General features: G+C 72.5%; 26 protein-coding genes. 6 read left to right on the forward strand and 20 right to left on the reverse strand.

From position 1 onward, the window contains the following. Nucleotides 1-48: 48 nt before the first annotated feature. Nucleotides 49-669, reverse strand: coding sequence for a GNAT family N-acetyltransferase (locus ACIPJY_RS12050; RefSeq protein WP_400464146.1), 621 nt, complete (start codon nt 667-669; stop codon nt 49-51). A gap of 131 nt (nt 670-800) precedes the next feature. Here ACIPJY_RS12050 and ACIPJY_RS12055 point away from each other — a divergent pair, with 131 nt between their 5' ends. Further along, nucleotides 801-1,241: an NUDIX hydrolase gene (locus tag ACIPJY_RS12055; protein ID WP_400464143.1), complete on the forward strand. Its 441-nt coding sequence runs from the start codon at nt 801-803 to the stop codon at nt 1,239-1,241. 5 nt (nt 1,242-1,246) lie between these two features. Here the strand turns inward: ACIPJY_RS12055 and ACIPJY_RS12060 are convergent, their stop codons facing one another. The 3 genes from ACIPJY_RS12060 to ACIPJY_RS12070 form a co-directional block, all read right to left on the reverse strand. Then, nucleotides 1,247-1,933 carry a hypothetical protein gene (locus tag ACIPJY_RS12060; protein ID WP_400464140.1) on the reverse strand — a complete coding sequence of 229 codons (687 nt, stop codon included), beginning with the start codon at nt 1,931-1,933 and terminating at the stop codon, nt 1,247-1,249. Continuing rightward, the gene (locus ACIPJY_RS12065) at nt 1,930-2,115 is read right to left on the reverse strand and encodes a hypothetical protein (protein WP_400468182.1); all 186 of its coding nucleotides are present in this window, start codon (nt 2,113-2,115) and stop codon (nt 1,930-1,932) included. The genes ACIPJY_RS12060 and ACIPJY_RS12065 overlap by 4 nt, the downstream gene beginning before the upstream one ends. 99 nt (nt 2,116-2,214) lie before the next feature. Then, the gene (locus ACIPJY_RS12070) at nt 2,215-2,586 is read right to left on the reverse strand and encodes a VOC family protein (RefSeq protein WP_400464134.1); all 372 of its coding nucleotides are present in this window, start codon (nt 2,584-2,586) and stop codon (nt 2,215-2,217) included. A 33-nt stretch (nt 2,587-2,619) separates the two neighbouring features. On the opposite strand from ACIPJY_RS12070, the gene ACIPJY_RS12075 reads away from it, so the two are divergent. Both ACIPJY_RS12075 and ACIPJY_RS12080 read left to right on the forward strand, forming a co-directional pair. Then, the gene (locus ACIPJY_RS12075; protein ID WP_400464131.1) at nt 2,620-3,255 is read left to right on the forward strand and encodes a nucleoside/nucleotide kinase family protein; all 636 of its coding nucleotides are present in this window, start codon (nt 2,620-2,622) and stop codon (nt 3,253-3,255) included. A gap of 76 nt (nt 3,256-3,331) precedes the next feature. Next, the gene (locus ACIPJY_RS12080) at nt 3,332-4,165 is read left to right on the forward strand and encodes an SDR family oxidoreductase (protein ID WP_400464128.1); all 834 of its coding nucleotides are present in this window, start codon (nt 3,332-3,334) and stop codon (nt 4,163-4,165) included. 169 nt (nt 4,166-4,334) lie between these two features. On the opposite strand, the gene ACIPJY_RS12085 is transcribed toward ACIPJY_RS12080, so the two are convergent. From ACIPJY_RS12085 to ACIPJY_RS12100, 4 genes are all read right to left on the reverse strand, one after another. Continuing rightward, a complete protein-coding gene (locus ACIPJY_RS12085) occupies nt 4,335-5,600 on the reverse strand; it encodes a CynX/NimT family MFS transporter (RefSeq protein ID WP_400464125.1) in 1,266 nt (421 codons plus the stop codon). After that, the gene (locus ACIPJY_RS12090; RefSeq protein ID WP_400464122.1) at nt 5,597-6,337 is read right to left on the reverse strand and encodes an HAD hydrolase-like protein; all 741 of its coding nucleotides are present in this window, start codon (nt 6,335-6,337) and stop codon (nt 5,597-5,599) included. Before ACIPJY_RS12090 ends, ACIPJY_RS12085 begins: the two co-directional genes overlap by 4 nt. A gap of 217 nt (nt 6,338-6,554) precedes the next feature. After that, nucleotides 6,555-7,250: an endonuclease NucS gene (nucS, locus tag ACIPJY_RS12095; protein ID WP_123655101.1), complete on the reverse strand. Its 696-nt coding sequence runs from the start codon at nt 7,248-7,250 to the stop codon at nt 6,555-6,557. A gap of 9 nt (nt 7,251-7,259) precedes the next feature. Continuing rightward, complete coding sequence (locus ACIPJY_RS12100) at nt 7,260-8,579, reverse strand: MFS transporter (RefSeq protein ID WP_400464119.1); 1,320 nt, start codon at nt 8,577-8,579, stop codon at nt 7,260-7,262. Nucleotides 8,580-8,633: 54 nt separating this feature from the next. Between ACIPJY_RS12100 and ACIPJY_RS12105 the strand changes: the two genes are divergently transcribed. Next, entirely contained in the window at nt 8,634-9,743 is a 1,110-nt protein-coding gene (locus tag ACIPJY_RS12105; protein ID WP_400464116.1) for a LacI family DNA-binding transcriptional regulator, read from the forward strand. Nucleotides 9,744-9,883: 140 nt separating this feature from the next. Here ACIPJY_RS12105 and ACIPJY_RS12110 read toward each other — a convergent pair whose 3' ends face one another. Together ACIPJY_RS12110 and ACIPJY_RS12115 are read right to left on the reverse strand one after the other, a co-directional pair. Beyond that, nucleotides 9,884-11,194 (reverse strand): MATE family efflux transporter, encoded by a 1,311-nt coding sequence (locus ACIPJY_RS12110; protein WP_400464113.1) that lies wholly within the window; start codon nt 11,192-11,194, stop codon nt 9,884-9,886. Between the two features lie 125 nt (nt 11,195-11,319). Continuing rightward, nucleotides 11,320-12,678 (reverse strand): uracil-xanthine permease family protein, encoded by a 1,359-nt coding sequence (locus tag ACIPJY_RS12115; protein WP_400464110.1) that lies wholly within the window; start codon nt 12,676-12,678, stop codon nt 11,320-11,322. 91 nt (nt 12,679-12,769) lie between these two features. On the opposite strand from ACIPJY_RS12115, the gene ACIPJY_RS12120 reads away from it, so the two are divergent. After that, nucleotides 12,770-14,734, forward strand: a complete 1,965-nt coding sequence (locus tag ACIPJY_RS12120; protein WP_400464107.1) for a M13 family metallopeptidase — start codon at nt 12,770-12,772, stop codon at nt 14,732-14,734. Then, nucleotides 14,734-15,672 carry a serine hydrolase gene (locus ACIPJY_RS12125; protein WP_400464104.1) on the forward strand — a complete coding sequence of 313 codons (939 nt, stop codon included), beginning with the start codon at nt 14,734-14,736 and terminating at the stop codon, nt 15,670-15,672. Before ACIPJY_RS12120 ends, ACIPJY_RS12125 begins: the two co-directional genes overlap by 1 nt. Nucleotides 15,673-15,700: 28 nt before the next feature. Here the strand turns inward: ACIPJY_RS12125 and ACIPJY_RS12130 are convergent, their stop codons facing one another. The 10 genes from ACIPJY_RS12130 to ACIPJY_RS12175 form a co-directional block, all read right to left on the reverse strand. Then, the gene (locus ACIPJY_RS12130; RefSeq protein WP_123655108.1) at nt 15,701-15,892 is read right to left on the reverse strand and encodes a hypothetical protein; all 192 of its coding nucleotides are present in this window, start codon (nt 15,890-15,892) and stop codon (nt 15,701-15,703) included. Nucleotides 15,893-15,924: 32 nt separating this feature from the next. Beyond that, a complete protein-coding gene (locus ACIPJY_RS12135) occupies nt 15,925-16,347 on the reverse strand; it encodes an MFS transporter permease (RefSeq protein WP_400464101.1) in 423 nt (140 codons plus the stop codon). Then, the gene (locus ACIPJY_RS12140) at nt 16,344-16,769 is read right to left on the reverse strand and encodes an Asp23/Gls24 family envelope stress response protein (protein WP_400464098.1); all 426 of its coding nucleotides are present in this window, start codon (nt 16,767-16,769) and stop codon (nt 16,344-16,346) included. Before ACIPJY_RS12140 ends, ACIPJY_RS12135 begins: the two co-directional genes overlap by 4 nt. 203 nt (nt 16,770-16,972) lie before the next feature. Next, nucleotides 16,973-17,536, reverse strand: a complete 564-nt coding sequence (locus ACIPJY_RS12145; protein WP_400464091.1) for a hypothetical protein — start codon at nt 17,534-17,536, stop codon at nt 16,973-16,975. After that, nucleotides 17,533-18,123 carry a DUF6286 domain-containing protein gene (locus ACIPJY_RS12150; RefSeq protein ID WP_400464088.1) on the reverse strand — a complete coding sequence of 197 codons (591 nt, stop codon included), beginning with the start codon at nt 18,121-18,123 and terminating at the stop codon, nt 17,533-17,535. The genes ACIPJY_RS12145 and ACIPJY_RS12150 overlap by 4 nt, the downstream gene beginning before the upstream one ends. Before the next feature lie 8 nt (nt 18,124-18,131). Beyond that, complete coding sequence (locus ACIPJY_RS12155) at nt 18,132-18,446, reverse strand: hypothetical protein (RefSeq protein ID WP_400464085.1); 315 nt, start codon at nt 18,444-18,446, stop codon at nt 18,132-18,134. Beyond that, nucleotides 18,443-18,634, reverse strand: a complete 192-nt coding sequence (locus ACIPJY_RS12160) for a hypothetical protein (RefSeq protein ID WP_400464082.1) — start codon at nt 18,632-18,634, stop codon at nt 18,443-18,445. The genes ACIPJY_RS12155 and ACIPJY_RS12160 overlap by 4 nt, the downstream gene beginning before the upstream one ends. Further along, nucleotides 18,631-19,098, reverse strand: coding sequence for an Asp23/Gls24 family envelope stress response protein (locus tag ACIPJY_RS12165; protein WP_400464079.1), 468 nt, complete (start codon nt 19,096-19,098; stop codon nt 18,631-18,633). The genes ACIPJY_RS12160 and ACIPJY_RS12165 overlap by 4 nt, the downstream gene beginning before the upstream one ends. A 160-nt stretch (nt 19,099-19,258) precedes the next feature. After that, nucleotides 19,259-20,428, reverse strand: a complete 1,170-nt coding sequence (locus ACIPJY_RS12170) for a helix-turn-helix domain-containing protein (RefSeq protein WP_400464076.1) — start codon at nt 20,426-20,428, stop codon at nt 19,259-19,261. 31 nt (nt 20,429-20,459) lie between these two features. Then, on the reverse strand, nt 20,460-21,122 hold the full coding sequence (locus ACIPJY_RS12175) for a DUF4232 domain-containing protein (protein WP_400464073.1): 663 nt from the start codon (nt 21,120-21,122) through the stop codon (nt 20,460-20,462). Nucleotides 21,123-21,189: the final 67 nt, after the last annotated feature.

Below are 21,189 nucleotides of genomic sequence, written 5' to 3' on the forward strand. Positions count from 1 at the left end.
CCGGCGTCGTCGTCTGACGGGCGCCGGCGTCGGCGTGACCGGGGCCGGTCAGAAGTCGAGCCGCATCACGTACCGCCGCGCCGTGGGGTGCGTCAGCTCCCGGAAGCCCGCGGCCACGAACGCCGACCTCGGGCCCACGAAGAGCTCACCCCAGACGTCCTCCTTCCCGGGCGCGAACTGCATCGGGTAGCCCTCGACCGCGCTGGCGCCGTTGCGTTTCGCGTGCTCGACGGCGCCGAGGACCAGCGCGCGGCTGATGCCCTGCCGACGGAACCCCTTCCGGACGACGAAACACGCGATCGCCCACACGCGCTCGTCGGTGCGGTCCTCGTCGCGTCCGGCCCACGCCACCCGGGTCCGCCGCAGTCGGACGAACGCGGGTCGTGGCTCGACAGCGGCCCACCCGACGGGTTCGCCGTCGCGGTAGGCGACGATGCCGGTCGTGTCGCGGGCATCGGGGTCGTCGCAGCCGACCTCGGCCCGGAAGCGCCGGGTGCGCTCGTCGTTCGGCATGTCGGTGAACTCACGGTCGAACGTCTTCAGCCACTGGCAGTGGCACGTCGCGGGGTCGCCGCGCTCGCCGAACACGAGATCGAGGTGCTCCCACGAGACCTCGTTCGCGGGGCGGAACGTGACCGCTCCGTCCTGGGTCCTGACCGTCGTCGCCATCGCGCGTCGCCCCTTCCCGCGCCGTCCGCGCTCGGATGGCGCTCACGATAGCGCGTCGGGTTCCGTCAGGACGGCCTGGAGGCCCGGCGCGGCATGCGAGCGACGGGTCGCCTTGCTGGGATGGTCGGGTCATGGAGTACACGGAGTACGACACCAGGGTCGCTGCGTACGGCGTGGTCACGCACGAGGGACGGGTCCTGCTCGCGATGCAGCGGTTCCCGGAGGCGGGGACGTGGGCGCTGCCCGGCGGCGGCGTCGAGTACGACGAGAGCGTCGAGCAGGCCGTCGTCCGCGAGTTCATGGAGGAGACCGGGCTCGAGGTCGCCGTCGACGGGCTGCTCGGCGTCCGCCACCACCTCGTCCCCGCGGAGCGACGGATGCACGAGAACGGTCGGCCGATGAAGGCGCTGCAGGTCGTGTTCCGCGTGACGATCACGGGCGGCGAGCTGCGGGACGAGGCGGACGGCTCGACGGAGCGGGCGGACTGGATCACGATCGCCGACCTCCCGCACCACCGGCACGGTCTGATCGTCCCGATCGCCCTCGGGTGGGCGGGCGCCATCGCCCCCTGAGGCCGTCAGGCGCAGACGCGGTCACGCTCGGGTGCCTCGACGACCCATCCGAGGCCGCGCAGTTGTGCGGCGACATCCCGCGGATGCTCCCGCGCGACGAGTGCCGCCTGCGTCGAGGCCCACCGAGCCCGCCCGCTGGCGATGACCGAGCGCCATCCGGGCACCGTGTCCACGCCGCACTCCTCCGCGAGGAACGCCAAGAAGTCTTCGATGGACGGCCGGAACCGGGTGCCGCCGACCGGGAAGTGCAGTGTCGACAGGCGTGACGGGTCTCGCTGCCGTTGGCCGGCGGCGGACGCCGTTGCGAGCATCGTGGTGAAGGCGCCGCGCTCGGCATGGACGTGCCAGTGCGCGACAGGTGCGCCGGATCCTGAGCGCACGTACTCGAGTCGCGCCAAGGGCTCGCGGTCCGGACGCATCAGCAACCGGAACTGTGACGTGTCTGTCCGGAACCGCGCGGTGGCCGGTTCGATGGAGAGTGTGAACCGCACGTCGAGATCGGCGACCGCGGCTCCGTCTACCCGCAGCGGGATCGTCGAGTGCTCCCCGTCGTCACGCCTGGTACGGACGAGGACCGTGCTGCCCGAACGTCGTTCGAAGAAGTGCACCCCATGGTCCGGGAGCACGCCGTCGATCAGCTGCTGGAGATCGCGCACGAACCCGAAGGCCGTCGCGGCCGTGACGGTTCTCACCGTGCGTCGTCGAGCTCGAAGTCGATCGCGTCGAGTTCGGCCTCGGCCTGCCACTCGTCACCCTGGAGTTCCCGCAACTCCATCACGGGTGCGAACCCCCTGTCGTCGAGACCCCAGTACTGCAGGATGAGTGCTCGGCGCTCGCGGAGCGCGACTGCTCTCGTCGGGTCGGTCTTCGTCATGCGCATCGTCTGCTCCTTCTTCGTCTGTGGCGAGAAGCTAGATCGGTCGCATTCCAGAGCGCAACCTCCCCGTATACGACATGTCGAGCGATGGACGGGTCACTCCGCGATCACGCTGAAGACGTTGCCGGAGGGGTCCGTGAACCACGCGATGAGCGGGCCGCCCTTGCGGTTGACGCCCTTCTCGTCGGTCATGCCCTCGTAGTGCAGGAACTCGACGCCCTTCGCGGCGAGCTCGTCCACCGCGGCGTCGACGTCGGGCACGGGGAAGTTCAGGACGGTGAACGACGCCGGCTCGTGGCCGGGGCCCTTCGGGTACGCCAGGACCCACCGGCCGCCGCCGAGCTGGATCGCGAGCATGCCGTGGTCCTCGGTCACCTCGAGCCCGAGGACGTCCGTGTAGAACGCCTTCGCCTCGGCCGGGTCACGAACGGAGAACCCGCTGAACGCCTTCGTCGCATCGATGCTCATGCCGACAGTGAACACCTCTGGGAGGATGGGGGCGTGCGCGCGGAGGGAACGGTCGAGCAAGCCGTCGAACGAGCGGTCGAGCTGGCGTCGTCGCGCCGCGCGGTACTCGGCATCGCGGGGGCCCCGGGCGCGGGCAAGTCGACCCTGGCGCGACGGATCGTCGCCGCCGTGGACGAGCGTCTCGGCGTCGGCACCGCCGTGCAGGTCCCGATGGACGGCTTCCACCTGGCGAACGCCGCACTCGACGCGCTCGGCCGGCACGATCGCAAGGGTGCGATCGACACCTTCGACGCCGACGGCTACGTGGCACTCGTCCGACGGCTCGCCGCGGCGCAGGAGTCGGTCGTCTGGGCACCGGACTTCGACCGCCGTGTCGACGAACCCGTGGCGGGCAGCATCGCCGTCCCGCGGGACACCCGGCTGGTCGTGTCCGAGGGCAACTACCTGCTCGACGACACCGCACCGTGGAGCAGCCTGCTGACGCTGTTCACCGAGACGTGGTTCTGCGCCGTGGACGACCGGGTCCGCGTCGACCGTCTGGTCGGGCGGCACATGCGGCACGGACGCGACCACGAGGCGGCCCGCAGCTGGGCGCTCGAGGTCGACGGTGTGAACGCCGCACGTGTCGCGCCCACGGCGACCCGAGCCTCCTGGACCGTCCGGACCTGACCACCCGCGGGCCGTGACCCGACCACGCACCACCTGCGGGTCGCGACCCGGACCGCGCACCACCGAGAGGACCACCATGACCATCGCCATCACCGGTGCGACCGGCAACATCGGCGGCGCCGTCGCCCGCTCCCTCGCCGCGGACGGGGTGCCGTTCCGGATGATCGTCCGGGACGCCTCGCGCGCCCCGGACCTGCCCGGTACCGAGGTCCGGACGGCGACCTTCGCCGACGCGGACGCTGCTCGCGCGGCGCTCGACGGTGTGGACACGCTGCTCATGGTCTCCGCGGCCGAGGCCGAGGACCGGCTCCAGCAGCACCGGACCTTCGTCGGCGCTGCCGCGACGGCCGGGGTCCGGCACGTCGTGTACACCTCCTTCGCGGGTGCCGCTGCGGACGCGACCTTCACGCTCGGGCGCGACCACTGGGCCACCGAGCAGGCGATCCGGGCGACGGGGATGACGCACACGTTCCTCCGGGACAACTTCTACCTGGACTTCGTGGAGGACCTCGTCGGCGAGGACGGCGTGATCCGTGGGCCGGCGGGGGACGGCGCGATGGCGGCGGTCGCGCGCGCGGACGTCGCCCGGGTGGCGGCGACGGTGCTCGCGGACCCCGCGGCGCACCTCGACCGGACGTACGACCTGACCGGCCCCGTGGCGATCACGCTCGAGCAGGCGGCCGCGATCGTGAGCGCCGAACGCGGGACGACCGTGACGTACCACCCGGAGACGGTGGAGGAGGCATACGCCTCGCGGGCGCGGTGGGAGCCGGCGCCGTGGCAGGCCGACGCGTGGGTGAGCACCTACACGGCCATTGCCGAAGGGGCCCTGGCGACGGTGTCGGGCGACGTCGAACGGGTCACCGGCCGGGCGCCGATGACCCTGCAGGACGTGCTCCGCGCGGGCTGAGGCGCGTCACCGTGCACGGTGCTTCCCATCGCGCCCGCGCTGGGAAGTGGAATCGCGCGTACGGGGTCGGAAGGACCGACCCCGTACGCGCGAAACGACCCCTTACGCGCGAAACGACCCCTTACGCGCGAAACGACTTCCTCCGCGCGACCGGCCTCCCGCGGGGCGGTCAGGGGACGCGGCGCGCGGCCAGCGTCCCGACGACACCGAGCACCAGGACCGCCACGAGCACGACCAGCAGCGGCGCGGTCCAGTCCCCGGTCGCACCGTGCAGCGCACCGGCGACGATGGGCCCCGCCGAGCCGATCAGGTACCCGCCGCCCTGCACGAACGCGGACATCCGGCGGGCGTCGTCGTCGTTCGACACCAGCCGCACGATGATGATGAAGATCACGGTGATCCCGCCGCCCTGGGCCGCACCACCGAGGATCGACCAGAGCAGCCAGAGCTGAGGCGCGAACAGCAGTCCGAGGGGCATCGCGAGCCAGAGGAACGCGACGAGGGACAGGATCGCGCGGGGACGCCACCGTGCGGCGAGCACCGGGACGCCGAGCGCACCGACGACCGCGAGGATCTGGAACACCGACGAGCTCGCCCCGGAGGACGCCTTCGAGAAGCCGATCTCGTCGTGCAGCAGCGTCGGGATCCAGGCGGTGAGCGCGTAGTAGGAGAACGCCTGCCCGCCGAACGCCAGCGTCAGCCCGATGGTCACCCAGAGCGCCGGGCGGCGGGACGGTGCCGCAGCAGGCGCGTCCGGCGTCGAACCGGGCAGTCGGATCGCACCCGTCCCGAGCACCTGGTCGATCGGCCCGGTGACGGGGAGCGGCTCAGCGGGCGCGCCGACGGCCGGCCGGAGCCACGCGGCGCGGGGCCCGACGGCGTACGACCAGGCGAGTCCCGCGACGACCGCGAGGACACCCCACACCGCGATCGCGACGGGCCAGCCCCACACGCCGGCGATCGGCGCCGTCCCGAGCGAGGTCGTCATCGACCCGACGTTGAGCGCCGACGTGTAGACGCCGGTCACGATGCCGACGCGCTCGGGCGAGGTGTCCCGGCGGATGACGACGGGGATCACGACGTTGCCGATCGTGATCCCGATGCCGATCACCGCGGTGCCGATCAGGAGCGCAGCGGCACTCGGGAGCGACCGGACGACCGTGCCCGCGAGCACGATCACCAGCGAGAGCGACAGCGCCCGCTCCGGGGTGGCCTTCGCGATCACCCAGCTGGCGAGCGGGGTCGCCAGGGCGAAGCAGAGCACGGGGATCGTGGTCAGCAGCCCGGCGACCGTGGAGGTCAGACCCAGGTCGAGCCGGATGTCCCCGATCACCGGCGCCGGGGCCACGATCGGCCCGCGCAGGTTCAGTGCGACGAGGACGATCGCGACGGGCAGCACCCAGCCGGCGCGCCGGACGACCGTTGCACCGCTCACGGACGAGCAGCGGCGTCGGCGGCGGCCTCGGCGGCGGCTGGCGAGCTCGACGGCTCCGTCGCGCCCGTCGCGTCCGTCGAGCCCGGCAGCAGGATCGGCAGCAGGTCGAGCGGCGTCGCGGCGGAGGCGATGGTGCCCTCGGCCTCCGCGGGGGAGCCGTAGCCCCACTCGGCGAAGACCACCGGGACGCCGTGCACCGCCGCGCCCTCGACGTCGTGCAGCCGGTCGCCGACGAGCACCGGGCGCGAGATGTCGAAACCGCGGGCGTCGAGCCGCTTGAGCGCTTCCTCGACGACGTCGGCCTTCGAGGACCGCACCTCGTCGTCGCTCGCGCCCGTGATGATGTCGATGTCCCCGGTCAGGCCGTAGTGATCGAGGATGTACGTCGCCGGGGTCTCCGGCTTGCTCGTCGCGGTCGAGATGGGCAGCCCCGCCTGGTGCAGGGTGCGGAGCACGACGTCGATCCCCGCGAACATCGTCGAGTCGAGGGCGCCGTGCGAGAAGTAGTGCTCGCGGTAGACGGCGAGCGTGCGGTCAGCGAGTTCCTCGTCCATGCCCATCGCGATGCGGAACGTGTCGAGGATCGGCGGGCCGACGAACGACATCAGCGTCGCGTGGTCCGGGACGGGGACGCCGACCTGGCGGAACGTGTAGGTCAGGCTCTCCAGGATGCCCGGCGCCGAGTCGCTGATGGTTCCGTCGAGGTCGAAGAGGATGGCGCTGAACGGGCTTGTCATGACGTACCCACCCTAACCGGGGCGGTGGACGGGACCCACCTGTGGGTCGTGGCACCCGTGGCGGAGCGGACCCGGGCCTCCAGGCCGGTGCGTTCCTTCCCATCGCGCCTGCGGTGGGAAGTGGGATCGCGCGTAGCGGGTCCGAAGTTCCGACTGCCGACGCGCGAAACAACTGCCCACGCGCGAAACGACCCACCACCCCCGCGCGCCGCCTCGCTCAGAACAGGCGGGTGTGCCCGCCCTCGATGCCGCGCATCGCGTCGTAGTCCAGGACCAGCACGCGGATGCCGCGGTCCTCGGCGAGGGTGCGCGCCTGCGGTGCCACCGTCTGCGCGGCCAGCACGCCCTGCACCGGGCGCAGCAGCGGGTCCCGGTTCATCAGCTCGAGGTACCGGGTGAGCTGCTCGACCGCGTCGATGTTGGCGTTGCGCTTCATCTCGACCGCGACGCTCGCACCCGCGTCGTCCCGCGCCAGGATGTCGACCGGCCCGATGGCGGTCATGTACTCGCGGCGGACCAGGGTGTGGCCGTCCCCGAGGAGCTCGATCTGCTCCGACAGGAGCTGCTGCAGGTGCGCCTCGACCCCGTCCTTGACGAGGCCCGGGTCGACGCCCAGGTCGTGGCTCTCGTCGGCGATGACCTCGTAGATCGAGACGACGAGCTTGTCCTGTGTCTTCTTCTGCGTGACGGTCCAGACCTGCTCGATGCCGTTCTCGGCCTGCTCCTCGGAGGGGTCGCCGATCTCGATCGAGCACGGCGGGCTCATCCAGTTGAGCGGCTTGTAGCTGCCGCCGTCCGAGTGGACGAGCAGCGAGCCGTCCGCCTTCAGCATGAGGAGCCGGGTCGCGAGGGGCAGGTGTGCCGACAGGCGACCGGCGTAGTCGACGGAGCAGCGGGCGATGACGAGACGCACCCCGGAAGCCTAACCGGCGTCTGGCCGGGTTCCGGACGTCGCCTTGTCGGCCTGGAGGCCCGGCTCGACTCCGCCGCGTGGGTCCCGCCCGCCGCTGGCCGGGTCCACCGCCCCGGCGGTCGCGCCCGGCGTCCGCTCGCGTGCCGCACCCGATGCCAACCCGGCCGCGATGATGAACACGAACACGATGAGCAGCCCGTTCAGCAGCCCGAAGTGCTCGCCCACGAGCCCGATGATCGGCGGTCCGGCCAGGAACGCCACGTACCCGATGGTGGCCACGGCGCTCACCCGGGCGGCCGCCGTGCGGGGGTCGTCGGCGGCGGCGGACATCCCCATCGGGAAGCCGAGGCTCGCGCCGAGTCCCCAGAGCACCACGCCGACGATCGCGAGCGGCACGCTCGGGACGAAGATCAGCATGCCGAGACCGACGACGGCGACCGCGGCGCTCGTGCGGAGCACCGGGACCCGGCCGAACCGGTCGATGAGGGGACTGCCGGCGATCCGACCGACGGTCATCGCGGCCAGGAACACGGTGAGCACGGCGGAGCCGCCGTCGTTGGCGAGCCCGTGCCCGTCGATCATGGCGAGGGGGAGCCAGTCGTTCGCGGAGCCCTCCGCCAGGGCCATGCCGAGGACGATCACGCCGATGAGCAGCGTCGACGGCTGCTTCCAGATCGCCCAGCGGGAGACCGGCAGCGTGACGGGGCTGGTGTCGGTCGGTTCCGGGTCGGACACCCGCTCGTCGCCGAACCACCGGACGACCGTGGTCAGGGCGATGCTGGTGACGACACCCAGGACGATGAAGTGCAGGGCGACGGGGACCTCGAAGCGCTCGGCCAAGGCACCGAGGCCGGCGCCGGCCAGGGTCCCGACGCTGAACGCTGCGTGGAACAGCGGCATGATCGTCCGGCCGCCGAGGCGTTCGGCGGTGGCGCCGGTGACGTTCATCGACACGTCGCACAGGCCGTTGCCGAAGCCGAACGCGATGAGGCTGATCCAGATCGCCGCGAAGCCCCAGCCCGCGCTGACCGAGATGCCCGCCATCACCAGGCCGAGCGCCAGGCAGGCGGCGGCGATCTGCACGCCGCGCTTGGCACCGAGTCGACCGACGATGTGGCCGGCGAAGGTGAGCCCGGCGATCGAGCCGACGGACATCCCGACGACGAGCAGGCCCATCTCGAGGGTGCTGGCGCCGAGTTCGTCGCGCACGCTCGGGATGCGCCCGAGCCAGGTGGCGATGTCGAGCCCGGAGAGCGTGAACACGACGAACACCGCGTTGCGCCAGGCGCGGGTGCTCGGTGCGGTCCAGGTGGGTGACGCCGTCGTCATGGGAGTTTCCGATCGAATCGATTCGAGTGAGGTTCTCGGATACGCTAACCGGCGATGGACGACACGGCAACAGACAGCGGCGAGTCGGGCGCGGCCCGGACGGCACGGCCGACGCTCGTCGCCGTCGCGCGTGCGGCGGGGGTCGCACCCTCGACCGCGTCCCTCGCCTTCAGCGGCAGCGGTCCGGTGTCTGAGGAGACCCGGGCCCGGGTCCTCGCCGCCGCGGCCGCACTCGGGTACGACGGCCCCGACCCGCGCGCCCGTTCGCTGCGGCGCGGGCGCTCCGGTGTGATCGGCGTCGTGATGGACGAGCGCCTCAGTGACGCCTTCCGCGACCCGGTCAACGTCCTGACGCTCGACGGCATCGCCGAGGTCGCGGGTGAGGCCGGGGCGTCCCTGCTCCTCGTCCGCAGCCCCCTCGACGACGAACGCGGCGCGGGGCCGCTCGTGGACGCCCCGATGGACGCGGTGGTGCTCGTCGGCTGCAACGTGCGTGTCGACCCCGCGGTCGCCGTGCTCCGGCGTCGCGGCATCCCGGTCGTCGCGATCGAGGCCGACGACATCGAGGGCGCCGTCCCCATCCAGCTCGACAACCGTGAGGCCTCCCGGCGCGCATCGGCGTTCCTGCGGGACCTCGGGCACACCTCGGTCACGGTCGTGACCCTGCCGCTCGACGCCAAGCGGCAGCGCGGTCCGATCTCGCCCGAACGGTTCGACGCGGGCACGGCGTTCACGACCATGGAACGGCTCCGTGGTGTCCGCGGGGTCTTCCCGGACGCCGTCGCGATCGAGGCCGGCGGCAGCTCGGTGGAAGAGGGCCGTGCCGCGGGCGCCGCGCTCTTCGGCCCGGACGGCAGCCGCCCCACCGCGGTCGTGGCGCAGAGCGACCTGCTCGCGGTCGGGGTGATCTCCGCCGCGCTCGAGGCTGGGCTCCGCGTGCCGGAGGACGTCAGCGTCGTGGGCTTCGACGGCATCCAGGTCGACGACAGCCTGTTCCACCGCTCCCCGATCCGGCAGCTGACGACCCTGGTGCAGCCGTTCGTGCAGAAGGGGCAGGCGGCGGCACGTGCTGCGCTCGCCATGCTCGAGGGCGCCGCACCCGCACCGGCGTCCTTCCGCTCGGAGCTCCGCATCGGCGACACGACGGCCGCGCCGCGCGCGTAGCGCCGCCCGCCCGCCCGCCTCCCGCCGCCCGCCGCCCGCGGCCCGCACTGTGCGAGGTTGCGGACACGGTGGGACCCCGCGCGCCTCGCACAGTGTCCGGAACCTCGCACACTGCGGTGCGCCCGCCCTCGCCCCCGCGCTCAGCGCGCCATCGCCACCGCGATCCACCCCGGCCGGTGCGCCCGCACCCCGAGCGTCACCGCGCGCACGCCGATGTACCCGAACGAGAACACCGCCCAGAGCGCCGCGAGCCCGTCCCCGAACAGCCAGAGCAGCGGCAGGTACACCACCAGGTTCACCCCGCCGGCGATGGCCAGGTAGCGAGCGTCCCCGGCGCCGATGAGCACCCCGTCCAGCACGAACACGTACCCGGCGATCGGCATCCCCGCGGCGATGAGCACGAGCACGACCGGCAGCGACGACCGCACCGCCGCGGAGTCCGAGAACACCGGCCCGAGCACCCCGCTGACCGCCAGTGTGAGTACCCCGAGCACCACCCCGCCCGCGATGCCGAGCACCACGAGCCGTCTGGTCACGAGCCGTACCCGGTCGACGTCCCCGGCGCCGAGCGCGTGCCCGACGAGCGCCTGCCCGGCGATCGCCAGCGCGTCGAGGGCGAAGGCGAGCGTGCCGAACACCGTCAGCCCGACCTGGGTGGTCGCGAGCCCCGTGGTGCCCAGCCCGGCCGCGACCGCGATGGTCGCGAGCATCGCCACGCGGAGCGACGCCGTCCGGAGGAACAACCACGCCCCCGACCGCAGCGCGCGCGCCACGCCGGACGCACCGGGCCGGAGCGGCGCACCGACCGACCGCGCGGCCCGCACCGCGATGACCACGTACACCGCCGCCATCGCCCACTGCACGATCACGGTGCCGGCGGCGGAGCCCTCGACACCCCACCCGAGCCCGTAGATCAGGAACGCGTTGAGCAGCCCGTTCGCGACGAAGCCGATCGTCGCGACGACCAGCGGGGTCCTGGTGTCCTGCAACCCGCGGAGCAGTCCGGTGGACGCCGTCACGACCAGGATCCCCGGCAGGCCGACGAGCGAGACGAGCAGGTACGCGGTCGCGGCGCTTGACACCGGGGCCGCCGCACCGAAGAGCGACACGAGCGGCCCGGCGAGCGGCCACCCGACCAGCGCGAGCACGACGCCGAGTCCCAGGGCGAGCCACATCCCGTCGATGCCGGCGTGCACGGCGCCGCGCCGGTCCCCGCCGCCCAGGGCACGGGCGACGGCCGGCGTGGTCGAGTACGCCAGGAACACGAGCAGCCCCGTGACGGTCTGCAGCACGGCGGCCGCCAGCCCGACGGCCGCGAGCGAGGTCGCCCCGAGGTGCCCGACGAGCGCGGTGTCCGTCATCAGGAAGAGCGGTTCGACGACGAGCGCGCCGAGCGCCGGCAGCGCCAACCGGACGATGTCGCGGTCGACGGCGCGGCGGGACGATGGCATCAGGACATCATGCCGCGGACCGGCGGTCAGCGGTCACGTCCGACCGGACGGGAGGCCCTGGTCGCCCCGCCCGCGCACGGTGCGTGGCGCGTGGGTCCGGACCACGGCCTCCAGTCCGGTCCGTGTCAGTCGGCGCGCGGTTCCGCCGGGACGCCGCCGGTGGCGGCGTGCGCCGACTCGGACGCCGGCGACGCCGACTCGGACGCCTCCGGCGTCGCCGGGTCGGTCCCGCGGGCGCGACCGACGAGGTCCATCAGGTGGTACACGACGATCGCCGCGACGGTACCGACGATGATGCCGCCGAAGCTCGCCTGCCCGAACGAGAACGTGAAGTCCGCGATGCCGATGATGAGCGCGATGCCCGCCGTCAGCTGGTTCTTCGGCTTGGAGAAGTCGACGCGGTTCTCCACCCAGATCCGGATGCCGATGACGCCGATCAGGCCGTAGAGCGCGGTCGTCGCGCCGCCGAGCACCCCGGCGGGCACGGACGAGATGACCGCGCCGATCTTCGGGGAGAGCCCGAGCATGACGGCGACGATCGCGGCGACCCAGTACGCGGCCGTGGAGAACACCCGGGTGGCGGCCATCACGCCGATGTTCTCGCCGTAGGTCGTCGTGGCGGACCCACCGCCGACGCCCGCGAGCACGGTCGAGATGCCGTCGGCGAAGAGTGCCCGACCGGTGAGCGGCGTGAGGTCGCGGCCGGTGAGCTGCCCGACGCCCTTCACGTGCCCGACGTTCTCGGCGATGAGCGCGAGGACGACCGGCACGAACGCCAGGTAGATCGCGAGCTGCGACGGGTCGAACGCCGGCGCCGTGAACTCCGGCAGACCGATCCAGGCGGCGTCGCCGACGGCGGAGAAGTCCACCTGTCCGCCGATGAGCGCGGCGACGTACCCGATGACGACGCCGATCACGATGGAGAGCCGCCCGATCAAGCCCTTGAACAGGACGGTCACCAGGATGATCGCGAGCAGCGTGATCAGCGCGACGACGGGCGCCTTGGTGAAGTTGTCCCGCGCCGCCGGAGCCAGGTTGAACCCGATGAGCGCGACGATCGCCCCGGACACGATCGGCGGCATCAGCCGGTCGATCCACCCGGCGCCGGCGAGGTGCACGACGAGACCGATCACCGCGAGCAGCGCACCGACGACGATGATGCCGGAGAGCGCCAGCGGGATCCCGCCGATCTTCGTCGCGGCACCGATGGGCGCGATGAACGCGAACGACGAGCCGAGGTAGCTCGGCAGGCGGTTCCCGGTGATGAGCAGGAACAGGATCGTCCCGATGCCGCTGAAGAGCAGGGTCGTGGACGGCGGGAACCCGGTGAGGAGGGGGACCAGGAACGTCGCACCGAACATCGCGACCACGTGCTGCACACCGAGCCCGATCGTGCGGCCCCAGGTGAGGCGTTCGTCCGGTGCCACGATCGTCGTCGCCGAGACGGTCGCGCCGTCTCCGTGCAGCTTCCACGGGAGTCCCATGCGACGACCGTACCGGCAGCCGTGCGCCCGTGACGGCGCCGGTCGGGGTCCCGGGGTGGACGCCAGGGGGTCGGTGACTATCGTGGAACGCATGACCGACGTCGCAGGCACCACCGGAATCCAGACCGACGAACTCGATGCCACGGTGCAGCCGAAGGACGACCTCTACCGGCACGTGAACGGGCAGTGGATCCGGGCGACGCCGATCCCCGACGACAAGGCGCGCTACGGGTCGTTCACGGTCCTGGCAGAGGCGGCCGAGGTCGCCGTCCGGGACATCATCGAGCGCTCCCAGCAGGCCGCCCCCGGCACCGAGGAGCGCAAGGTCGGCGACCTGTTCACCTCGTTCACCGACGAGACCGCCCTCGAGTCCCTCGGCACCGCGCCGATCGAGCCGCTCCTCGCCGAGATCGCCGCGATCGAGACGAAGGACGAGGTCGTCCGGATGGTCGGTCGGTTCGAGCGCCTCGGCCTGCCGAGCTTCATCCAGCTCTTCGTCGACAACGACCCGGGCGACCCCGAGTCCTACGTGGTGTTCCTCGAGCAGTCCGGGCTCGGCCTGCCCGACGAGTCCTACTACCGCGAGGAGCGCTTCGCCGACATCCGGGACAAGTACCGCGAGTTCGTCGGCGCGATGTTCCCGCTCGCCGGCTACGACGAGAGCGCGGACCGCACCGAGCACGTGATCCGGCTCGAGACCGAGCTCGCCGGCAAGCACTGGGACAACGTCGCCACGCGCGACAGCCAGAAGACGTACAACAAGCTGCCCTGGGCCGAGGTCGCGGCGCTCGCGCCCGGCGTCGACCTGCAGCTCTGGTGGGAGGCGATCGCCGCGCCGGCCGGTGCGTTCGAGACCGTGGTGGTCCGCGAGCCGTCGTTCCTGACCGGGCTCGCCGAGCTGCTCCGCGACGAGAACGTGAGCACCTGGAAGGACTGGCTCGCCTGGCAGGTCATCCGCGGGTCCGCGCCGTACCTGACGAGCGCCTTCTCGGCCACGAGCTTCTCCTTCTACGGCACCGCCCTGACCGGGGCGCCCAAGCAGCGCGAGCGCTGGAAGCGCGGCGTCTCGCTGGTCGAGGGAGCCATGGGCGAGGCAGTCGGTCGGATCTACGTCCAGGAGCACTTCGACGAGACCTCGAAGGTGACCATGGACGACCTCGTCGCGAACCTGGTCGAGGCGTACCGGCAGAGCATCACGGCGCTCGAGTGGATGACCGACGAGACCCGCGCCCGCGCGCTCGACAAGCTCGACAAGTTCACGCCGAAGATCGGGTACCCGGTGAAGTGGCGCGACTACTCCGCCCTGCCCGTCGCCGCGGACGACCTGCTCGGCAACGTGCGCGCGGTCGCGAGCTTCCAAGTCGACCGCGAGCTCGGCAAGATCGGCAAGCCGATCGACCGCGACGAGTGGTTCATGACCCCGCAGACGATCAACGCGTACTACAACCCTGGCTTCAACGAGATCGTGTTCCCGGCCGCGATCCTGCAGTTCCCGTTCTTCGACGCCGGCCGTGACGCCGCGGCGAACTACGGCGCGATCGGTGCCGTGATCGGCCACGAGATCGGCCACGGCTTCGACGACCAGGGCTCGCAGTACGACGGCGACGGGCGGCTCGAGAACTGGTGGACCGAGGCCGACCGCCTGGCGTTCGAGGAGCGCACGAAGGCTCTCATCGCGCAGTACGACGCGCTCGTGCCGACCGAGGTGCCGGACGGCCACGTCAACGGTGCCCTGACGATCGGCGAGAACATCGGCGACCTCGGCGGGCTGTCCATCGCGTGGAAGGCGTACCTGCTCTCCCTCGACGGCCAGGAGCCCGCGGTGATCGACGGCCTGACCGGCGCCGAGCGCTTCTTCCTGAGCTGGGCGCAGGCCTGGCGGATGGCGATCCGTCCGGAGGAGGCGGCGCGTCTGCTGACGATCGACCCGCACTCGCCCACCGAGTTCCGCTGCAACCAGGTGGTCAAGAACATCGACGTGTTCTACGACACCTTCGGCGTGACCGAGCAGGACGCGATGTACCTCGACCCCGCCGAGCGCGTCTCGATCTGGTGATGGTCGAGCCCGACGCGGCACCGTCCTCGCGGCGGCGACGCCACGACGGTCGTGCCGCGGCGGGCGACCGCGCGCGGGGTCGCCACCGTGGCGGCGGCGAGGACCGGTTCTCGGCGACGGTCGAGGCGCTCGGCGCGCTCGCCTTCGACGGCGCGGGCGTGAGCGCCTCCGTGATCGACACGTCCAGCGGCAAGGCGCTGCTCGCGATCGACGACCGACTCGTGCAGCCCGTCGCCGGGCTCGGCCGGGTGCTGCTCCTCATCGAGGTGGCCGCGCGGCTCGAGGACGGTCGGCTGCACGGGGACCGGCTGCAGCGGATGGCACGGGACACGGCCACCGGGCCGGGCCTGTGGCAGTTCCTGCAGGAACCGACGATGCAGGTGTCCGACCTCGCCACCCTGGTGGGCGCGACGGCGGACGCGTGGGCGACGAACGCCCTGCTGTCGACCGTCGGCATCGACGCGGTCCGGGAACGTGCCGAGTCCCTCGGGGTCGAGCGCTCGGCGTTCATCGACCGCGTCCGGGACCGCCGTGGTCCCGACGACGCACCCGACGTGGCGGTCGCGGCGACCGGTGAGCTCAGCTGGGTGATGCGCGGCCTGGCCCTCGGGGAGGTCGTCGACGAGGGCGTGTCGAACCGGGTGCTCGGGTGGCTGTCGCTCGCCGGGGACCTCACGCTGGTCGCCGGGGCCTTCGGGCTCGACCCGTTCGCGCACCGGGCACTCGACCACGGGCTGCAGGCGGTCGCCGTGACCGGATCGGGCCCCGGCGTCCGTGCCGAGGCCGGCGTGCTGCGCGGACCGGGCTCGTCGGTGAGCTACGCGGTGACCGTGACGTTCGACGACGAGACCCTCGACCGGCGGCTGGCTGTCGTCGAGGCGATGCGGACGATGGGCACCGAGGTCCTGGACGCCGTGCACGTGGTCGCGACCCGCTGAGACGCGGGCCCGCGCCACGGACGCCGCCTCAGCGGTGCTTCTTCGCGGCCTTCGCGATCTTCTTGCCGAGCTTCTTCCGCGACTTGCGGGCGTGCGGGTCGTTCCACATCTTCCGGGCGGTCTCGCCCTTCGACTGCTTGATCACGGGGCGGTTGGCCCGGGATCCGAACCAGAACGCGACGAGCACGATTGCTCCGATGACGATGATGCGGTTGCGCATGGTGTTCCCTTTCGGTGTCGGACCCCGGCCGGTCAGCCGGTGATCCGTCGGAGGAGGTCGGTGATGATGGGCCCGACGTCGCCGGCCCGGTCGGCGGAACCGATCGCGACGGTGACGAGCGGGTAGACCGTGACCGCGAGGGTGACGACCACCGCGAGGACGACCGGTACCCACGCCGCCACCGTACGTCGCCGGGTCACGGCGAGGATCAGCAACGCGAGCACCACGATGCCGCCGAGGACGGTCACGAGGGTGACGCGGACCACCGGGAACGGCACGAGCCCGGCCGTCGTGGCCGTCACACCGCCCAGGAAGCCCACGAGCGGCAGGAACCCGGCGACGAACACCAGGACGACGACGAGGACCCCGACGACCGTCGCGACCCAGACGCCCCTGGCCCGCGGCGGGCGCTCGCGGGCGAACCGACGGCCGCCGCGGCCGGACCAGACGGTCACGAGTCCGCGGGTGCGTCGTCGAACGGCCCGTGCACGTCGGTCACGCGCACGTCGACGCGGACCGGGAGCGTCGCGAGCTGCCCGAGGGCGTGCCCGACCTGGGCCCGGACCTCGTCCGCGACGGCGGTGACGTGCTCCGGGTAGGTGACGACGAGCGACACCCGGACGTCGAGCGTCCCGTCGGTGTCGTCGACCTGCACACCGGGCGCCGATGCCGAACGGCCGAGCCGGGAACGCAGCTGGTCGGCGGCCCGGTCCAGGAGCCCGCCCAGGTGGTGGACGCCGTCGACCCCGAGCGCGGTGGTCGCAGCGGTGCGTGCCGCGACGTCGAGCGGGCTCGCGTCCTCGGGCAGTGGTGTGGTCAGGGACGCCGGCAGCGTCACCTCGGTCACCGACGTGCGTGCGTGTGTCTCGTCCTGCATGGTCTCCTCCTCGGTCCGGACAGCCGACGACGGGGCACCCGGATGCGGCTGCCCCGTCGTCGTCACTGCGGTCGCGCTGGTTCTTGAAGACGTCCTTGACGTCCTCGCCGGTCTGCTTGACGCTCGCCCGGAGCGCTCGTTGCAGTCGTGTGGGTGGTGGAGCGCGACGGCCTGGAGGCCGTGGTCGCCCCCGGCGGGCAGCGTCAGTGGACGCGGCTCGCCTTCGCGAGCACCGAGCGGGTCCCGCCCGTCAGGTGCACGAGCACGGGGACCGAGCGGCCGAGCGTGCGGTCGAGGACCGCGAGTGCGCGGTCGACGGCGTCGAGCACGGCGACGGCGTCGCCGCCGCGGCGCACGGCGACCCGGATGCGGGCGGCACGCTGCCGACGGACCTGGAAGACGTCGACCTTGGACCCGACGACGTCACGGACGTCGCTGAGCTCGTGGTCGACGACGTCCCGGACCAGGGCGACGTTGATCGTGACGGCGTCGTCCCCGGAGCGCTCGCGGACGGCGACGGACGTGCCGCCGCGGCCTCGGGTGAAGACCCAGACGAGCGCCAGGACGATGACGACGGCGCAGGCGACGGCGACGATCCAGAGCGAGGCCGCGGGGACGTCGAGGCTGCGGGGCAGCTCGAGGTACGGGCGGACGGCGTCCCGGACGACCGGCAGGACGCCGGCGCCGATGGTCAGACCGACCAGGACGGCGACGATCCCGAGCACGAACAGGATGATGCGGTTGAGCGTGCGGTTGCTCCTGGTCATGACAGCGTCCCCTGTTCTGCGATCCGCACCGTCACGCGACGGCCGAACCGTTCGTCGAGCTGGCCGAGGCGTTCCTCGACGGCAGCGCGGACCGCTCCCTCGTCGACGGGCATCCCGGAGACCGGGACGACGCGGACCTGGGTGCGGTTCCCCCGCGACGTCGCGGTGGCGTTGCCGTCGGGCACACCGGCCACGGTCCCGGCGGCGTTGGCGGCCGTCGCGGCGATGATGCGGGTGTCGATCACGACGGCGCCGCGGTCGTGCGGAACCGGCGACCGGTGCTGCCGGCCGGGCTTCAGCGCGAGGACGACGAGCACCACGCCGAGGACGACCAGGACGACCGCGATCACCTCGGCGATCGTGACGAACGCGGCGTCCGGGCGGAGGGCCGCGTCGACGGCGGTCTGCGGGTCGGCGAGCAGCGGTGCTGCTCCGACGGCCCGCAGGACCGACTCCGTGCCGATCCAGGCCGCGACGAGGACGAGGACCACGAGCGCGACGGACACGGCGGTCGATCGCGAGCGGTGCACGCTCCGTCGCCGGATGCGTCGCTCGACGGCGTTGCCGCCGACGGTGTTGCTGCTCATGACGTCTCCTACCGGACCCGGTTCGTGCGTTCCCGCACGATCCCGGTCAGTTCGATGTGGGCGCTGCCGACCCGACGGCCGGTCAGCTCGCTGACACGGTCACGGACCTCGACGGCGGTGGTCGTCGCGCGGCCGACGAGGTCGTCGGCCGCGGCGATCGGACCGGTGATGTCGAGCGCGAGGGAGCCCCGGTGGTCACCGAGGGCGACGCGGACGTGCTTGACGGGTGCTCCGAGGTGCTCGGCGGCGACGGCGCGGGCGCAGGAGGTCAGGGCCCGCGCCGAGATCTCGACGCGGCCCGGGACCACCGGGCCGCCGGTCACCGGGAGCTCCGGCGCCCGGTCAGCACGTCGGTCAGGGCGCCACGGTCGATGCGCCCGGACACGAGCGCTGCCACGAGGGCACCGACCGCGGCGAACACGACGACCAGGACGAAGCCCCAGAAGCCGAACTGGAGTGCGACGACTGCGAGGACGGCGCCGATCAGGGCGCCGGAGAGGGTGGCGCTCATGCGACTCGCGACTCCTTCTTGTCATCGTCGTCGTCGTCACCGGGGATGAAGACGTCCTGGACGGTGACGTTGACCTCGGTGACGTCCATGCCGACGATCTGCTCGAGGGCACGGCTGACGGAGGAACGGACGCCCTCGGCGACCTGCTGGAGCGGGACCGGGTACTCGGCGACGATGACGACGTCGGCCGCGATCTGGGTCTCGCCGACCTCGACCTTGACGCCCTGGCTCAGGTCGCGCTGGCCGATGGCGTCACGGATGGCGCCGATCGCGCGGGCTGCGCCGCCGCCGAGGGAGTGGACGCCGGTGACCTCACGGGCGGCGATGCCGGCGACCTTCGAGACGACGGTGTCGTCGATGACGGTCTTGCCGGTGGTGGCGACGCCGCTCGAGTTCGAGGTGGCGATCGTCGCGCGGGACGAGGTCGCCGCTGCGGTGCTGGGGGTGGACGTGGTGTCGGCCATGGTGGCTCCTTCCGAGATGCCCGCCGGGTGTTCCCAGCGGTTGCTGTTCACGGATGAGACGGGCTGGGGTCGACAGAAGTCACACCGCGGCACCGGATCCCAGGAAGCTGCCAGACAAGGGCCGATCGGGGGGCGATCTGTCCCCCGGAATGCGGACAACTCAGTCGTCGATGCCGATTCCGGCCGTGGGAGTGCGTTCCGCACGGGACCGGACGGCACGCACGTGGGCCATCGGCGTGGTGCCGCGTTCGTCGCGGAAGCACTGCTGCAGCCGCCGGGGTCGGACGCCGGCGGCCGTGGCGATCAGCTCGACCGTCAGGGGCTCGTCCGCGTGCGCCTCGATGAACGCGGTCGCGCGCTGGACGACCCCCGTCGACGCCTGGGCGGACCGCAGGGTCGCCCCGGGGCTCTCGTCGAAGCGCTCGCGGTAGGTCACGGTGAACCGGCCCGTGTTCGTGAACCCCCACTCGCGTGCGACGTCCCCCGCAGCGTCGTCCGCCCGGCCCCGGAGGAGCTCCCGCCGGACCTCGTCGAGGCGGTGGTCGCGGAGGAACCGGCTCGGGGTGGTGCCGAGCGTCCGGACGAAGACCTCCTGCAACCCGCGCTCGCCGAGGCCCGCGGCGTCCGCGATCGCGCGCACGGGCGGCCGCTCCCGCGCGTGCTCCTCGATGAAGCGGATCGCGTCCCGCAGCCGGTTCGCCACCGGGACGTCGTCGCCGACGTCGCGGAGCGGGAACGTGTCGAGGACGACGACGGCCAGGCGCCGGTTCAGCGCCGTCCGCATCGCGCCCTGCACGCGGTCGTCGAGGAGCGCCGGGCCGAGCTCGCGGATCAGGCGACGGAGCGGCTCGCGTCGGGCGATCACCTCGTCCTGCTGCGCGAACAGGAGCGGACCGTCCGGTTGCCGGAACCCGAGCTCCTTCCCGACCTTGCGCAGGAACCGGTCGGCGACGTGCACGCCGTTGTAGACGGTCTCCTCGGACTCGAAGCGGTACGCCTCCGACGCGGACGCGATGTACGGCGCACCCGGACGGACGACCCGGCTGCGGTCGGCGAAGTGCATCTCGAGGTGCCCCTGTGCGAGCCAGAACACGACGTGGTCCTCGCGTGGACCGATCACACCGCCGCGCCGGCCGCCGGTCGCGCGCATCGTCCGCAGGGACAGGTCGTCGTCGCCGACGATCGTGTACTCGTACCGGGCCTCCGGCGCGGCGGTCGTCTCGGAGGCGAAGTCCGACCCGCCGTACTCCGACGTGAAGATCGCGGCGTAGTCGGTGCCGTCGTGATCGGTGAACCGCTGCCTGCGGAATCCGTTCGACGACGAGCTCACCTCGACATCATGACACCCGGGCGACCCGCTGTCAGGAGGTCGCCTGACCCTCCGGGACGAACGCCTGCACGGAGAGCAGCGGTGCCTCGGGGTTGTCGCACGCAAGGTACGACTTCCCCGCGATGAAGAGGGACTGCTTCGATCCGGGCGGGTACACCCGGAAGCCGTCCGGCGTGCGGGGCGCGCACGTGGCGTTGTCGTAGGCCTCACCGTTCGCGATCTTCAGCGGCGCGACCGCGGTCTGCCCGGCGGCCAGCGTGACGGTGGTGTGCGGTCCGCCCTGGTCCTCGGTCGCCGCGGCACCGATCTGGGTGCCGTTCCCGCCGCCGACGAAGGAGACGCCCGGCCACCCCTGCAGCGCGCACGTCGCCGAGCCGGTGTTCCGGAGGGCCAGGTGCACGATCGTGCTGCCGGCCGCTCCACCGCTGCCGGGCTCGATCGATCCAGCGAGGTCGGCGGTCGCGCACCGCACCGGGGCGGCCGACCCGCTCCCGGAGCCGCTCGCGGGTGGTGTCGCTGACGGTGTCGTCGTCGGGGTGGCGACCGCCTGCCCGGCGGAGGGCGTCGCGGTGACGGTCCTGGTCGCCGTGGCCGTCGGGGTGGTGTCCCCGCCGGACGAACACCCCGCCAGGGCCCCCGTCACCAGGAGTGCGACGCCTGCGGACACGATCATCGGTCGGCTGCTGCGGTGCATGCCGCCAGGCAACCACTTCCATGTGCGAACTGGTTCGGGCACCACTCAGGGACCGCGAGCACACTCA

It is taken from the genome of Curtobacterium sp. NPDC090223, from assembly GCF_044746585.1.
GTDB lineage: Bacteria > Actinomycetota > Actinomycetes > Actinomycetales > Microbacteriaceae > Curtobacterium.